1 protein-coding gene is annotated in these 209 nt (G+C 63.6%); it reads left to right on the top strand.

The annotated features are described in order from the left end of the window. Window positions 1-209 (top strand): immunoglobulin-like domain-containing protein (locus QQL85_RS26600; protein WP_284357352.1); only part of this gene is annotated, 209 nt, incomplete at both ends.

The raw sequence follows: 209 nt of genomic DNA, 5'->3' as shown, positions 1-209 counted from the left end.
GGCAACGAAGGCGACCTGGTCAAGGTCACCATCACTGCCGACCAGACGTCGGTGGCCGAGAACGTCAAGCCGACCTTCACCGTGCACATCAACCAGCCGCTGGATCACGACCTGGTCGTGACCCTGAGCAACGATGCGACCGTGACCATCAAGGCCGGCGACACCAGCGCGCCATACGAGCACGCGGCGCAGGGCGATGACGTCTACAA

Source organism: Pseudomonas putida, from assembly GCF_030159595.1.
Taxonomy (GTDB): domain Bacteria; phylum Pseudomonadota; class Gammaproteobacteria; order Pseudomonadales; family Pseudomonadaceae; genus Aquipseudomonas; species Aquipseudomonas putida_AC.
The sequence above is the reverse complement of the archived record's forward strand: the minus strand, read 5'-3'. Positions and strand labels throughout refer to the sequence as shown.